General features: G+C 60.9%; 14 protein-coding genes. 6 read left to right on the forward strand and 8 right to left on the reverse strand.

The features are described 5' to 3' along the window. Window positions 1-12 precede the first annotated feature (12 nt). Window positions 13-207 carry a transcriptional regulator gene (locus H9L41_RS16470; RefSeq protein ID WP_157461817.1) on the forward strand — a complete coding sequence of 65 codons (195 nt, stop codon included), beginning with the start codon at window positions 13-15 and terminating at the stop codon, window positions 205-207. A gap of 6 nt (window positions 208-213) precedes the next feature. On the opposite strand, the gene H9L41_RS16475 is transcribed toward H9L41_RS16470, so the two are convergent. From H9L41_RS16475 to H9L41_RS16500, 7 genes are all read right to left on the reverse strand, one after another. Beyond that, window positions 214-1131 (reverse strand): recombination-associated protein RdgC, encoded by a 918-nt coding sequence (locus H9L41_RS16475; RefSeq protein ID WP_187523484.1) that lies wholly within the window; start codon window positions 1129-1131, stop codon window positions 214-216. A 175-nt stretch (window positions 1132-1306) separates the two neighbouring features. Further along, window positions 1307-2071, reverse strand: a complete 765-nt coding sequence (locus tag H9L41_RS16480) for a hypothetical protein (protein WP_187523485.1) — start codon at window positions 2069-2071, stop codon at window positions 1307-1309. A gap of 3 nt (window positions 2072-2074) precedes the next feature. Beyond that, complete coding sequence (locus H9L41_RS16485) at window positions 2075-2836, reverse strand: hypothetical protein (RefSeq protein ID WP_028444733.1); 762 nt, start codon at window positions 2834-2836, stop codon at window positions 2075-2077. 367 nt (window positions 2837-3203) lie between these two features. Beyond that, entirely contained in the window at window positions 3204-4229 is a 1026-nt protein-coding gene (locus H9L41_RS25065) for a hypothetical protein (RefSeq protein WP_265583820.1), read from the reverse strand. Then, complete coding sequence (locus H9L41_RS16490) at window positions 4151-6637, reverse strand: hypothetical protein (RefSeq protein ID WP_265583821.1); 2487 nt, start codon at window positions 6635-6637, stop codon at window positions 4151-4153. The genes H9L41_RS25065 and H9L41_RS16490 overlap by 79 nt, the downstream gene beginning before the upstream one ends. 8 nt (window positions 6638-6645) lie before the next feature. After that, on the reverse strand, window positions 6646-7305 hold the full coding sequence (locus tag H9L41_RS16495) for a hypothetical protein (protein ID WP_051318686.1): 660 nt from the start codon (window positions 7303-7305) through the stop codon (window positions 6646-6648). Between the two features lie 287 nt (window positions 7306-7592). Next, a complete protein-coding gene (locus H9L41_RS16500; protein WP_051318687.1) occupies window positions 7593-7850 on the reverse strand; it encodes a helix-turn-helix transcriptional regulator in 258 nt (85 codons plus the stop codon). 1103 nt (window positions 7851-8953) lie between these two features. Between H9L41_RS16500 and H9L41_RS16505 the strand changes: the two genes are divergently transcribed. Next, window positions 8954-9727, forward strand: coding sequence for a helix-turn-helix domain-containing protein (locus tag H9L41_RS16505; RefSeq protein WP_084299771.1), 774 nt, complete (start codon window positions 8954-8956; stop codon window positions 9725-9727). A gap of 188 nt (window positions 9728-9915) precedes the next feature. Beyond that, the gene (locus tag H9L41_RS16510) at window positions 9916-10626 is read left to right on the forward strand and encodes an autoinducer binding domain-containing protein (protein ID WP_084299772.1); all 711 of its coding nucleotides are present in this window, start codon (window positions 9916-9918) and stop codon (window positions 10624-10626) included. 83 nt (window positions 10627-10709) lie between these two features. On the opposite strand, the gene H9L41_RS16515 is transcribed toward H9L41_RS16510, so the two are convergent. Next, window positions 10710-11132 carry a helix-turn-helix domain-containing protein gene (locus H9L41_RS16515; protein WP_034605905.1) on the reverse strand — a complete coding sequence of 141 codons (423 nt, stop codon included), beginning with the start codon at window positions 11130-11132 and terminating at the stop codon, window positions 10710-10712. Between the two features lie 73 nt (window positions 11133-11205). Here H9L41_RS16515 and H9L41_RS16520 point away from each other — a divergent pair, with 73 nt between their 5' ends. Genes H9L41_RS16520 through H9L41_RS16530 form a run of 3 tightly spaced genes read left to right on the forward strand, consistent with a single transcriptional unit; the run spans window position 11206 to window position 13914 of the window. Further along, window positions 11206-11655 (forward strand): hypothetical protein, encoded by a 450-nt coding sequence (locus H9L41_RS16520; RefSeq protein ID WP_157461818.1) that lies wholly within the window; start codon window positions 11206-11208, stop codon window positions 11653-11655. Then, window positions 11630-12532 carry a ParA family protein gene (locus H9L41_RS16525; protein WP_051318688.1) on the forward strand — a complete coding sequence of 301 codons (903 nt, stop codon included), beginning with the start codon at window positions 11630-11632 and terminating at the stop codon, window positions 12530-12532. The genes H9L41_RS16520 and H9L41_RS16525 overlap by 26 nt, the downstream gene beginning before the upstream one ends. Before the next feature lie 2 nt (window positions 12533-12534). Continuing rightward, window positions 12535-13914: a hypothetical protein gene (locus H9L41_RS16530; protein ID WP_028444738.1), complete on the forward strand. Its 1380-nt coding sequence runs from the start codon at window positions 12535-12537 to the stop codon at window positions 13912-13914.

Below are 13914 nucleotides of genomic sequence, written 5' to 3' on the forward strand. Positions count from 1 at the left end.
GAGCGACGTTCTATGGAAGAGACCAGCGATCGAAGCGTGAAGCGGATGGCCTTTCTGCAGGACGGCCTCAACGCGTGGAATGACTACTGCGTCACGGGGCGGCACATAACCGAAGCCGACGCCAACGCCTGGCTGCTGCAACTCGAGCAAGGCATTGACGCCGAGCCGCCGACGCCACGCCGACCTGGTCCAGCAGAAGGGCCTTGATCAGTTTCATTGCGCAACCTCCAGCCCGATTTCACCGCCAAGCGCCTCGATCACAGCAGCCAAGAGGCCACGACCCTCGCGCACCAGGAGCGTCAGGCTGGCATCGAACAGCGCGGCGGCGTCCTCGGCGTCCGAATCCTTCAGCTGGTCCTGCAGCAGGTCGAGGAATTGCAGCCGCTTGATCTGTAGCTTCTCGGTCAGCACGAAGGCGATGCGGTCGTCCCAGGACAGCGCCAGCTGCATCACCATCTTGCCGCTCTTGAGGTGCAGCTTCACCTCGTCGGAATTCAGGTCGTGGCGGCGGCAGGTGACCTGGGCGCCGCCCTCACCGGGCGCCTTCAGCATGCAGTCGGCGTCGATGGTGAAATTGCTTGGCGCGCTCTGATCGAGCCACGTGCTCATGGCGGTGACCGGGTCGAGCTGGGTCTGCGCCAGCTTGGTCGGCAGCGAACCCAGCGTCTCGCGCAGGAACTGCACCAGCAGCTCGGCCTTGGCCGGCGTGGCGCTGTCGACCCAGATCCAGCCGGCCTTGAGATCGATCAGCGCGCGCAGCACGCGCGAACGCGAGAAAGCGCGCGGCAGCAGTTCTTCGACGATGCGCTCACGGATCTCCTTGGCCTCCTTCTTGCTGACCCTGCGGAATTCCTTGGACTCGATGTCGGCGATGCGCTCCTCGGCGGATTCCTTGACCACGCTCGAGGGCAGCAGCTTTTCCTCAGTCTTGAGGGCGATCAGCACGGCGCCCGAATTGGCGAAGGCGAAGATGTCGGGCGCGTGCGCCGCCGGCGCGATCCAGCCGGCCGTCAGCCGGTCGAGCGAGCCGGCCGGCACGAAGCTGCGCTTCTTCAGCTCGGCGTCGAGCGTGGCGAGGTCGATCTTGGCGAGGTCGGTGATGCGATAGGGCTGAAGGTCCTTGAACCACATGGTGGGCTTCCTGGAGGTTGGGTGCGCGGCACGGTGAGTGGGTTTGGCCGCTGGGTCATATCCAACGGCGGTCGATGGCTGAGGCAATGCGGCGGCCGCAGGCCTGGCGTTCACGGTGGAGCGACCACTCGTACAAGACGACGCTCCTCGGATACCCCTTGCTGGACATCGCAGCTCAACAGCGAGACGCCGACCTTTCGGGGGTCCAGGTCAATACCACGCCGCCGCCTTGCCGCTCCACGGCCGCCTCCGGCAGGCGGCATTCGATCGGCAAGGCGGCGCTTGCGCCGGTATGATGTGCTACCGCCCTGATCGACCCGGACCGACGTACCACCAGTGGCCTATCGAGGCCCTGGATGTCGTAGATGACTTTGGGCAACGCTGACGGCGAGGTGTCCGCCTCGGCCCCATTCGCGCCGCGCGCAGCAGACACGGAGCTCAGGCGGCTCTCGATCCACCGGCGATCATCGGCAGACAGGTCGTGGCGACTGAGCAGCGCGACCAGGAATGCAGTCCCGACCCAACCCGGACCGCTGCTGCTTTCCTTTTCGCGGATCAGCTGCGTGAGCATCGGCGAAGGCTGGGCTCCACGCGGCGGTAACAGCGACTGACGAGGAGTCAGCGGCGGGCGTTCACGGCGTGAAGTGGAAGAAAAGCCGTCAGCGCCAGACGCCTCGGTCGACCCGGCTGCTGATGACTTGGCGCGAGTACGGCCCGTACCGGTCGACGGCTGTGGCCGCGTCGAGTAGCGCCGCGTGGTCGCGCGATAGGTGACCGTCGGCTTGGGCCGCTCTACTCGCGCCGACGGGCTCTTGCTCAACGAGATGCGAGACCCTCCGGAACTGGAGGATTTTGTCGGCGCCGCTGCAGCGACGCCGGCGGCGATCGCAATGAGCAGCGCCAGCGTGGCCATGCTGCTCGGCATTTGCTTGAGGGCCATAGGTCAAGCTCCGCTGGAACTGACTTCGATCACCGAAACGACAGGCGCAAGCTTCTGCACTTGCTGGATCTCATCCAGGGAAAGATCCTTCTCGAGCTGGTCGAGCGCTGTCCAGGAATCGCGCTGGCAATTTCCGGTGCACCGCAGCGCCCACAGGTAGGCATTTGGGGTGTCACGAATCTTTACGAAGGCGGCGGCCGCGGCTTGAGCAGCCCCGTCGGTACCCAGGGCCCAAGCCCGAGCGTAGAAGCCAATGGCACGGCGAACGTCGCGCATGGTCGCAGTGCCGGCGAGCGCGAGCTCGCCTGCTTTCATCAGCAGAGGCCCATCCAGTTCGGCGTTTGGCGCGCTATCGAGGTAGTCGAACAACGTCTTGACGTGCTTGGTACGGAGCGTCGAGTGATCGCCGTCGCCCTCGTCGTGGCCCACGACGAACAGGAACAGCAAAGCATCACGACTGTGTTGCGCGGCGGCCTTGTCGAGGTACTGGAGGCGGCGGACCCGAATTTCGTCCTGCACCTTGACCGCCTTGCAGACCTTGCCGTCCATCGTGTCGTAGCAAGGGTCGTAGAGCGAAAGAACCCTGGCCTCCGACGCGGAGAGCGACTGAAAGGCCGCGTACGAATCCGCGAGCCGATCGGCCGTCTTGATGTGCGAGCGAAGCGCTTCCTCGGCATGGCCTGCATTTGCTGTGGCCCTGGCGTCTTCTGCGTCATAGTTCGGCCAGATGTACCAGGCTGCGCTCAGCACTAAGGCGGTGGACACTGCGACAGGTATCCAGCGGTATCGTTGATTCAGCATCGGTTTCCCCCTTTTATCGGCGGCATTGGATCGTTCCCATCCAACCCCGGCGGCATTGCACGTATTCATCCCGTCACCGTGTTGGGCGCCGGTGCTTTCGCGGCGCCCACATCCACGGAAGTACCGTGCCGGTCACAGGCGCCTCTGGAGGCAGGACCAGGCAGTGCAACGTTTTGCCGGCGACGTGGGCGACTTGGTAACGCCGGCCGGACCGGAAACGCAGCTCGTCACCGACTTCGGGAACATCGCCCCAGGCGACCCGAAGCTTGACGATCGACCAGGCGGGAGCAGCCACTACGTCACGCCCAGCGTTTCAGGGTGTTGGCGGGCATCAGCAGCTCTCCACGAGGAACCACCGTTCAAAACCATCTGGAGGTTTGGGCGCATCAGGGAGCTCGGTGGCGGGAATGGCGCGATGTGGCGCGCTCGCCCACTCCCTCGCCGCTGCACGGGCCGCATCTCGGGTCAGAAAAACACGTTGGGAGGTGCTGTAGCCGCTGTGTCCTCCCGGCTTTACCGAATCCACAAGCAACCTGATCTCGCCGTCGCGAGAAGAAGACCAGGACGAACCATGTTCGCCGGGAGGCTCCGCGCCGGGGCAGAGATCAAGCCAGTGGCAATACTTCGGCAAGGTCTCGCCGCCTGACAGCTGGATCTCACGCAACCGTACCGGCTCGTAACCTTCGAGCAGCCGAATACCCAGCAAAGCATCCAGGGCGAGACGTCCGCCCCCATCGAGCGCACCGTCCGCGATCCAGACGCGGGCACGATCCTTACTGACCTCTCGCCAGCCATCGAACCAGTCAGCCAGTAGTGGGCTATGTTTCCGCCCACCCATGGACTCAACGCCGATGCCGATACCGCTATGGACGTATACGCCATGGCGGTTGTCCGCCGGGGCGACGGCGGCTTCCAGCAAGCACCAGCTGAATTCCTCCGTCAGCGCGCTATCGAACTTCTGGCGGCCAGTACTCTTGTTCGCATACGGCTTGATGAAGGCAGCGCGCACTCGCTCGCGGGCATCAACATCGGGTGCCAGCCGCCCGAGCATGGCGTGCGCCGCGTAAACGCCCACGCACAGGTAGCGCAGCTCCTTGGCCTTGGGGTAGTACACCACGCCGAAGGGGACGGCCATCGCCGGGTTCTGCACGAACTTGGAGTCTTCGAGGATTGCGTGGCGGACGCTGCGCCAATCCTCGAGCTGCGCCTTATGCTCAGCCTCGCTCATCGTGGCCGTGAACGGCTTGAGCTGGTCAAGAAACCGGCTCGCCGCGGCCATCACTTCCGCCTTGCGCTCGTAAGACGAAAACGCCGAGGTGCGTTTGGCCCAGTCGTCTGCGCCATCCCACTGATGCAACGTCGTCTCCGACGCAGCCTGTTGCGGTAGCAAGGCCCAGCGGCGGCTCTTCTCGCTGTACTTGGTCTTGCCGCGCTCGACAGTGATGCGATGCACCCACGCGTGCTCCTCAAGACGGTCGTCGCGCTCGTCTGGGCGGGGGTGGCATAAACCACCAGCTTCGCGCTACCGGACAGCACAAGCCGTAGGGGCACCAAACCGGTCTCGTGAAGAAAGCCTTCGATCTCCGCGGCACGCCGCTTGCCCTCGCCGGCCAGCATGTACATCTGGTCGAGCAGGGACTTCCATGCGGGGCCTGCAGCATCACCCACAAAACGGGGCAGCGGCCTGCCACGATTGGCTGCACGCCATGCGACCACGGCCTGCCCGACAATCGAGTCGCGTTCAAACGGGTCGGCGATATTGCCGTCTGCCAGCGCCTGCGCCAGGTGCGTCCGAGTGTCCTGTTCATCGGCTCGCTCGCGCTCAATGTGCTTCAGCGCCTGCTTGAAGAACCGGATGTAGCCCAGGTGGTTGCGCCGGCTGCCACGGTGATGGATGTACCACTGCAGTTCGCCCGGCTCCACCGCATCAAGGCATAGGAAGGGCAGGTCGGTGTGGTCCCAGCAGCTGTCGTCGAACTTCGACAGGTTAACCTTGCAGTTGAAGGTCCGATCCGCGTGCGTAGCGTAGGAATGGCCGGATACCGCCACATCCACGCAGAAGGAATCGCCGTCCTTGTAGGCGATGGCAACGCCCATCCGTTCCTTCGGCGCGTACCGGCGGTCGAAGCCACGTCCATGAGAACTGCTGTTTCGCTTGCACACACCGGGGGCCGTATCCGGGTTCATGACCTCGACCCAGTTGCACAGCACCCGCGAGCCGGAACGCAGGTAGGCGTTCTTCCCGTTGGCCCATGCATCCACCGTCAGGCGTTCATCGCCGCACGGCAGCAACCAACTTCCATCGTCGTCGTGCAGGAAGCGGCAGTACCGCTCCTGAAAGTCCATCGAGACGAAGTGCAGCGACGGCGGCCCATCGTAGAAGTTGCCGAGAAGCTTGAGGCGGTGATCGAGGCCGCACACCAGAAGCAGGAAGCGCTTGTAGTGCAACGCCATGCGCTCGTGCGCGTTCAGCTTGTCGGTGTAGGCCACGTCCTCGAACTTGATCTGGCTTCCATCGAAACCGCGGAAGATACGCTCCTGTTCGCCCTTGGTCGGGAACAGGCGATCGCTGCCAAGATGGCTCTCCACCGGCGAGAACACCCGATGGATGTTCATGCCGTTGCGCACCAGCAGGAACACCTTGCGGTTCTCATCGTTGCGGGTGTGGCTGGTCCACCTGTCGCCGTAGTCGATATAGCGCCGGGTAACAGCCATCACGAGCACGCAACGCTCGGTCGGGAAGATTTGCGCCACAAGTTCGTCGTGCTTGCACAGGGCCTCGAAGAACAGGTGCTCTTTCTCGAAGTCGAACCAGTCGTCGAGGTCAGCCCACACGGCAAGCTCTTCGTCCATCAAGAGCTTCTTCTGTACGAAGGTAAGCGGCACGTCCTCCGGTGCGGCTTCGCCCTCTCGGATCGTTTGCACCTCGACATCCTTGCCGACGTAGAGGTCAAGCGACTCGATGCCCTGCATCAGCTTGGCGACGTAGGAGCGCACGTCCTCCGTCTGAGCCAGCGCCGCTGCGGCCTGCTCCTCATAGAAAGGCGTCATCTCCTTGATCGTCTCGCCGATCTCGGTTGTCTTGCCCTGGATCCACCTAGCCTTGATCGAGGCAATCTGGTGCTCGCGGCAGGCCGCGGCCTTCATCGCCGCAACGCCTTCACGGGTAATTCCCGCGCCGATGGCGTTGGCCACCGTCCCCGTCGCAAGCGAGACGATGCTGCCGCCTGGTGCGGGCACCGGCGGTGCAGCGCCTCTGGCGCCGGACTCGTCGCCGGCCGAACGCGCGCGCTCAGCAGCGGCTTCGTCGGCCTGCTCCCGCAGGCCCGCTTCCACCACGTTCGCCAGCAAGGCCGGGTTGCTCTGGACTTCGACCAGTTCGGATTGCAAGGCGTTGATCCGCTCTTGCACCTGGCGAATCTCGTTGCTACGGACGTCCTGATAATCCGGCTCGAATTCGAACAGGCTCAGAAAGTCATTGAGCAGGAAGCGGTGCTCGTCGTAGCAGAAGTGGGTGCGCCGCGTCGTGCCGTTCTCCTGCGGAATCTCCAGGTACACCCGCTTCCCGATCTTCGACGGGTGCGGACGCAGAATGACGGTGTGCGGAGCATTGTCGACCCAGCGGATCGACTGGATCAGCAAGACCGTGTCTGCCTGGATGCCTTCTTGGACGACGGCGTGTCGCGCGCGCCAATACTGGCCGGCTTGCAAGGATTGAAAGCGGGCGATCTGTTCAACGGACGCTCCCGAGGCAACGATCTGCATGACAACGCTCACCAGCCCGGATACAGGGCAACCAAGCGTGCCCAGTCAGCGAGAAAGCCGGCGGCGCGCAGCGCCTGGACTCCCTCCGCGGCATGCCAAGTCTTCGGCACCCGCACCATCCAGTGCTTGTCCGGTCCCTGGCGATAAAGCTGCAACACCGTCGCAACCATCAACTGGTACGGCGTGTCGAGCTTCCGGTAGGCCTCACGCCACCTCACCAGCACTTCTGGGATCGCGTCGCCGGTCCTGGCGTCGATGCCCCGAGGCCTCATGTAGTAGTGGTCGCCGTCGCTGCCATAGGGTTGGTCCACTCGCTCGAAGAATGGATCGAGCCGATACCGCTCGATCACCAGCCACAGGTGCTTACCGAACGGGCCGCCATTGCCCCAGAACGGAGGCGTGACGTCGGCGCCGCAGACTGCGGCCAGCGCCACGGCTTCCTGAACATCCATCGAGGGACGCTTTTGAATCAGGTCGATGAACGAGAACTTAGGAAACTGGCGCTGGGCGAAGGTCGGCGAAGCCAGTGCGTAACCGGCCACTGCAACAGGTACTTGTGAGTGATGGACGTAGCAATCGCAAGCGCGTTCGTAATTCGCGATTTCAACTGCGCCCTCGTTCATTGCGAGGCCAAATTGACTCAGAAAATCTGCAGTGCGGATCACCATTGCTTCCTCCTGATTATTCTATTGACGACGAATCGTCCGGCCTGACCTGAGCAGTCAGCACAAGCCCAAAAGCGGCGACCACCAATACCAGCGTGGACAAATGACCAGCTACGCGCAGCGCGATGTAAATTGGATGACGGTCTGCACCCAAGAAATCGAACAATCCATCGAAAGACAATGACAGTGCGTAGCCGCCGGCCGCGACGACAATGCAAATTGCAAATTTCACGGCACGGAGGCGATTCGTCCTACGACTGCGAACAGCAGCGTGCATAGGGTTATTTCCCCTAGACAGTGCGGGCTTCAGCCATAGCGGCTTTGCTCGCGGTGACCTGCTTGTCAATCCACTCGTCCACCTCGGCTTCGACCCACCGAGAGAGCTTCCCCAACTTAATCGGCCGCGGAAATGCGCTCTCGCCGATCATGCTGTAGATCTTCGACTTCTTAAGGCCCGAGCGGCTTTCGACCTCGGACAACGGTATCAATCGCCTGTGCTCAGCGTTCGCTTGGCCGACGTTCCCGGCTAGGGTGACGATCTGCTCCATCACTTATTTCCCCCATTACTTGAAGCAACGACCGCTTCTCAAACCACGCTCCTATCCCGCAAACCGGCTTGGTCCTCCAAAGCAATGAAGCCGCTTTTTGCAGCCGACTCCGCAGGAACCAGCTGTAAAAGGCGGCCGCCGGAACGGCCGAGAGAGGGAGGAAACAACGCCTTTTTCCATGAAGCTCGGTCAGCGAACTTCATCGAAAAAGCGGCCACCACATAGCAGAGATGGCCAAGTTGGAGGAGCAAAGAAGCATCTGAGGGTCATTGAATCATCTGAACACGTACGTGTCAACACGAACGTGTCACAGAAGCGCGCATGCGACGTATCGCGTACTGCAATACCAGTGTCGAACATGGGTAGGTATGCCGAGCGACACTAGCTGACGGCTGGCACAGCCCGTCCAGTAGCCGTCGCTCAAGCAGGGAGAAGGTGTAGGTGCTACGCCTCGCGCCGGAACGCCGAGACACCCTCACGTAAGAATTGTTTTACAGCTTCAGCTGCTTCTGGCGAGAGATCAGCAATTTCCACAGCCAACTCAACGATGAGTTGGGCTAAATACGCGTCACTCGACAACGGCGAAGGCCGTGCGGCATCGTCGCTCACAAATATCCCCAGCTATTTTATTTTTCATGCAGACGCCCATACCAAATTTCTGCCCATCGATAACGTTGAGCAAACTCAGGCTATGAGCACCACGATTGACCGGCTGTAGGCAACCTACGCAGTCGAATGCTGACTTCCGAGACCAATATCGGCGCAGCGATGCTGGTCAGACTCGTCGAGATCGACCTGCAGATCATCACCAATTGGAGGGAATAACTGCACATGACCTGCCATCGAATTTAATCGTGACCCGGTGTTGCTGGGGTGCCTTGGCAGCAATACGGCTTGCCTGCACATACGCATAACACCGCGAAGCCCTGGAACATCTATCAGATCGTTCATGAGAATTCCCCCGCCTAACAGCGATAGTTGTTGTTTGCATTACACCTTGACGCTAGCTGCTAGCAGGCGGGAGCTACAAGTAACGTGCGCTGCCAAGTGTCACAAAATATGTGACACTCAGGCTGAACACCGCGCCCCGCCTACTAGTTGCCATGGACCTTCCAGCACTCATTGCACGCAACACGCGTCGCCTACTGGGCGCGTTCGAACCCAATCCGCGGCACCGTGGGCGGAAGCTGGCCGAGCTGATGGGCATTCCACGAACCATGGCCTATCGGTATCTGAAGCAAGTTTCAACGGTGAAGGTTCTAGAGCAGCTGGCCGGTATTCTTGGTGTAGAGGCATCGGTGCTTCTAGACGCCTCTCCCTCAGAAATAGAGGTCGTACAGGCCCGGGTGGAGGTGGACGGCGCGCGCTACGACTGTGTCGCCTGGCTTGGTGACAAGCAAATTGAGCCCTTTGCAGCCGACACGTTACTGGCGTGGCAAGATGGACACCGCTGGCAAATAGAACGATTCCGCAAGCGACGCGAAGCTGGGCGGGAGGTCCTGCGCCTTGAGGTCATCGTCGAGCTGGTCGCTGATGTTGAAACCGTGGTGGCAGTGCTCAGCGACGACAAACGGTTCCTATCGGCCTTGGTAGCTGACCTTGATGAGAATGGCTATGCAGCGGTTGTCCATGCCAGCGCTGCTGATCTACTAGCAGACATTGGGCGACACGCTCCCGACGTACTGATTCTCGACACACAAGATGCCGATGGGCTGGCGGCACAAGCGTCGGCCGCAGCTGGCGACATCGTGCAAACCATTGTTGTTACTGAACTCGAACGATCAGCAAACCCTGTGATGGGTCGCTTTTTCGTGAAGAAAAATGCGGCCCGTATACTGATTTTGCTCCACGAGCTGGCCCCAGGCCGGCGCGCGTGAGCATTCATCTTTAACATCACAGGAGTTGCAAAATGCAAAAGTTTGTTGCCATCATCACTGCGTCCTTCGTTACCGTCGCTGCTCATGCAGCCCCAGCATCCGAGCCTGGCAATGCTTTCATGGCGATGGTCCGGGCGGTCGTCGACTCGATTGTGCGCACCGTGTAACCATCTAAAGATATAAATTAAATGTCCAAATTTGGCCCGCTCGCTGAACTTTTAGTCGACCTTCGAAGCGTGAAGGACATAGAAAAAGAAGTTCAGGACTTCACTCGTTCCATCGGAATTGACGCGTTTTCGCTAGGATACGTTGACCCTACGAAGGGCGGGCCTATTTTCCTATCCAACCATCCGGAAATACAGTTCGACGAACCCGGAATTTACGATGAAGATCCAGTTAGCGTTCTCATTCGTGCCGCCGATCCGAAGCCCTTCTATTGGGGCGAACACACCTACAAGAACCACAAGAGACTGTTTGAAATTGGCTGCGCGCATGGCATCCGGTCAGGGTTAATCGTTCCTGTCCGTCCAGATGGTCGAAAAAAGAACGGCCGGCGCATGATGATTTCTTTAGATTGTGACCGTCCGCTTGACGGCACACCTCAACAGATCACAGACAGGCTCGCAGCATTAAATACATTTACCCTTGGATTGACGGGCGTTGTAGTAGCGCTATTCGACAACAGAGCCGAGCTGGATATACGGTTAGACAACATTGAAAAAGACATACTTAAATTAATTATTGCTCGAACGCCTATTCACAACATACCTTATGTACTACGGCCGCATCGCGGCCATGATGTCGTTAAGGCTAAGCTAGCATCGGCTGCTCAGAAGTTGGGTGTCACCAATGCATATACTGCTGCCTACTTAGCGCGGCAGGTCGGGCTGATAACGTAGCGACGTTGAGCCTTTCAACCGAATGCCGCGGAGGCATCTCATCACCAGACCTTAAAAGACCAAGGCGGCAGCGATCCCGACTGCTATTTCGCTGATTTAAGACCGCGCGCCATCGCTTTCGTGGCATTAGCCAACTCTTCGATCTTGTCCGCCGGTAAGCCGTGTAGCAGCGTCACAAGTTCTTCCAATGTATCGACGACCATCGCCGCCTTGTCCTCCGGCAAGGACTGCACCAACAAGTCAATTTGCACCAGCAGTGCTGGCGGCTGCGCCTCTCGCTCTCCTTGTGTCGAGTCTCCGCCGACAGTACGGCTCCCGAACTCGACCTCGTACGGGTCCTTACCCAGCGCCAACGCCAAGCTGTTGAGGCTTCTGGGCCGCGACCGAATCCCATTCTCCACGTTGCTCACCGTCGACACGGTTACGCCAGCTTTCCGCGCCAACGCCTTTCTCGTGAGCTTCTGCTCTTCTCTGAAGCGCTTGACGCGCTGGCCGATTGTTTCCATGACACGAATGTAGCTGCCTCACCTAACACATTGGTGCTTGCTCAATTTGACACGTTCGTGTTAGCTTGAATGCATGGACACGAACATCTGGAAAAACGTCATTGTCAAGCTCGAAGCGAGCGGTCTGACCCGACGAGCTATTGCCGAGCGAGTGAACTGCTCTCGATCGCTGATTGGTGCACTCGCCGCAAGCAAACGAGGCACGAATCTCAGCTGGCATGTCGCTGACGGACTGCGCCACTTGGACATCCTCTGCGATCTGGGAGTCGCACTTGACTTGGACGCTTTCTACAAGCTCCAGACACTGAGCAAGACCAGCGCCATTTACGACTGGACCAAGATCCGAGCGTTGCTGGGCCTTCCGCACAACCAGCCAGCCGTAGAGCTGCTGTCCTCAGCGCCTGATGACACGACGGGCCATGCAACTACCGCGGCCACCACCATTCCCGCGCCCCTCCAGAGAGACCAACTACAAGTATCACAGGAGTTTGCCCCTCATGTTCAGCCCCGCAAAACCACATAGCCTTGTGAAAACCCGCGCGAAGGCCTTCAGCATCGCGGTCATCAGCACCAAGGGCGGCGTCGGAAAGACCACCGTTGTCGCCAACATCGGCCCGCTGCTAGCCGAGCTCGGCTTCCGCGTGCTCATGATCGATGCGGACATCCAGCCGTCGCTCTCCAAGTACTTCCACCTGGAAGAGACGTCCACGCCGTACGGCCTGACCCAGGTACTTCATACCAAAGCGATTACCGAAAACGAGATCCGCCGCACCAGGTTCCCGAATCTGGACATCGTGGTGTCGGATGATACCGACTGCACACTGCAGCAATGGCTGTCCACGCGGCTCGATCGGGGAACCCGGCTGAAGATGGCGCTGGCCAGTCCTGCGGCCCAGGCATACGACTTCATTCTGATCGACACACAAGGCGCTGCTGGGCCGCTGCAGGAGGCGGCAGCCCTCGCGGCGGATCTCATGGTGTCGCCGGTGTCAGCGGACATCCTTAGCGCCAGAGAGTTTCTGTCAGGAACGCTCGACCTGCTCGAGCGTCTGGACGCGGGAGCCGCCGTCGGCGCCGCCCCCGGCCCGATGAGGGCGGTGATCTACCGTCAAGAGCGCCTCCGAGACAGCCACCAAATCGCTGCAGGCATTCGAGGGCAATTCCTCGAGCTCCGCGGCAAAGTCACCATGCTCGACACGGTAGTCCCATCATCGAAGGTGTTCCGAGAAGCAGCAACGGCGTGCCTTCCGGTACACCACGTAGAGCGTGATTGGGTCGATACCGTCGTCGACGAGCAAGGCCGGATTCGATCGATCGGTTCCGGCAGCAGCATCCTGCACCACCTCATCTGGGAATTGATCCCGTCCTTGGACGGCAAGCGCGTGGGGGTGGAGGACTGACCATGGCCAAGCTGAGCCATCTTCCCCTATCGCATACGCTGGCCGCTGCAGCCACGCAGGCGACCAAGCCGAAGGCTGAGCCGAGCCGCGGCCGCGTCGATGTCGGAGCGTCGCTCAACCGGCAAGCGCCTAAGACTCAGCACAGCGCGCCGGCCGACCGGCCCGACATGCGCGTGGATCCCGACGGCTCGTCGATCTGGCTCAGCGTTTTCGACGTGGATTTTTATGACCGCAATCCACGCACGCAGCGCAATCCGCAATACGAGGAGATCAAGGCGTCGATGATCGACCGGGTCGCCGAGGCGGACCGGACCGGCCAGGACATCCAGCCGATCAGCCAACCGGTGAAAGTCACCCTGCGACCGAACGGCCGCTATGTTCTCGCAGGTGGTGGCAACACCCGACTCGAGATCCAACGCGAGCTCTACACCGAGACCAAGAACCCGCGCTATCGGATGGCGCACTTCATCTTCACGCCCTATCGCGGCGAGGCCCAGATACTGGCGGAGCATTGGCTCGAGAATGAAATTCGGTCGGGCACTTGCTTCTGGGACAAGGCCAAAGCGATGGCCATGTTCCGGGCCGACTTTGCCGCCGAATTTGGCACATCAATCAGCTTGCGCGCGCTCGAAGAGAGACTGCAGGAGAAAGGCATTCGCGTCTCCAAGACCGTGCTCCAGCAATATCTCTTCGCCGCCGACAACCTGCAGTCCCTTGGCCAGGCGGCGTATGGCTTGTCGCAGTACACAATCCGCCGCCTACTGCCGCTCTATAACCTCGTCGCGGAACTGGCCAAGTTGTCCGGCGACAGCCAGGAAGCAATTGGCCGGCTCCTCCACGACACGCTCGTGAACATCGAGCACCGCTATGCCGAACACGGCGAGCTCACGATGGAGATCATCGAAGCCGGCTTCGATCAGACCGCGCGCGCGCGGTGGCAACGCACCTTGAGCGAGCTCGAAACGATCGACGAAGCGCGGAAGCGGGGCAGCCCCGCGGAAGCACTGAGGGCGCTTGCCGCCGGCGATGCCCCTGAGTCGCCCGAAGGCGCCGGCACTACGCTCCCGTGCGACCAAGAAGCAAGCCCGGCACCGCGTCGGCGCAGGACCACCACTACGGCCGCCGCGCCAAGCGAGCGCTTCCGCGGCGCGGCGGCTGCGCTGCTACAGACCGTCGACCTTCCAATCACGGCGGTACGCCAGGATGGCGACGCGCTGCAGCTGGACCATGAGCAGGTCGCAGGCCAGATCGACTCTGCACCGCGTAGCGCGGTGTGGTGGCTTGTGGAACGGCTGGCAGATCCGGACAGCCCCATGGCAAGGCAAATCATCGACCTATTCGTTGCCGCGACGTCGCTCGAACGGTCGGCGCCGGGCAAGTAG

Source organism: Chitinimonas koreensis, assembly GCF_014353015.1.
GTDB lineage: Bacteria > Pseudomonadota > Gammaproteobacteria > Burkholderiales > Chitinimonadaceae > Chitinimonas > Chitinimonas koreensis.

What these genes read in the sequence shown, in the direction of transcription:
- H9L41_RS16505 (WP_084299771.1), top strand. Translation starts at nt 8,954, where the DNA reads ATGGACCTTCCAGCACTCATTGCACGCAACACGCGTCGCCTACTGGGC.
- H9L41_RS16520 (WP_157461818.1), top strand. Translation starts at nt 11,206, where the DNA reads ATGGACACGAACATCTGGAAAAACGTCATTGTCAAGCTCGAAGCGAGC.
- H9L41_RS16490 (WP_265583821.1), bottom strand. Translation starts at nt 6,637, where the DNA reads ATGCAGATCGTTGCCTCGGGAGCGTCCGTTGAACAGATCGCCCGCTTT.
- H9L41_RS16480 (WP_187523485.1), bottom strand. Translation starts at nt 2,071, where the DNA reads ATGGCCCTCAAGCAAATGCCGAGCAGCATGGCCACGCTGGCGCTGCTC.
- H9L41_RS16470 (WP_157461817.1), top strand. Translation starts at nt 13, where the DNA reads ATGGAAGAGACCAGCGATCGAAGCGTGAAGCGGATGGCCTTTCTGCAG.
- H9L41_RS16525 (WP_051318688.1), top strand. Translation starts at nt 11,630, where the DNA reads ATGTTCAGCCCCGCAAAACCACATAGCCTTGTGAAAACCCGCGCGAAG.
- H9L41_RS16475 (WP_187523484.1), bottom strand. Translation starts at nt 1,131, where the DNA reads ATGTGGTTCAAGGACCTTCAGCCCTATCGCATCACCGACCTCGCCAAG.
- H9L41_RS16495 (WP_051318686.1), bottom strand. Translation starts at nt 7,305, where the DNA reads ATGGTGATCCGCACTGCAGATTTTCTGAGTCAATTTGGCCTCGCAATG.
- H9L41_RS16500 (WP_051318687.1), bottom strand. Translation starts at nt 7,850, where the DNA reads ATGGAGCAGATCGTCACCCTAGCCGGGAACGTCGGCCAAGCGAACGCT.
- H9L41_RS16510 (WP_084299772.1), top strand. Translation starts at nt 9,916, where the DNA reads ATGTCCAAATTTGGCCCGCTCGCTGAACTTTTAGTCGACCTTCGAAGC.
- H9L41_RS16530 (WP_028444738.1), top strand. Translation starts at nt 12,535, where the DNA reads ATGGCCAAGCTGAGCCATCTTCCCCTATCGCATACGCTGGCCGCTGCA.
- H9L41_RS16515 (WP_034605905.1), bottom strand. Translation starts at nt 11,132, where the DNA reads ATGGAAACAATCGGCCAGCGCGTCAAGCGCTTCAGAGAAGAGCAGAAG.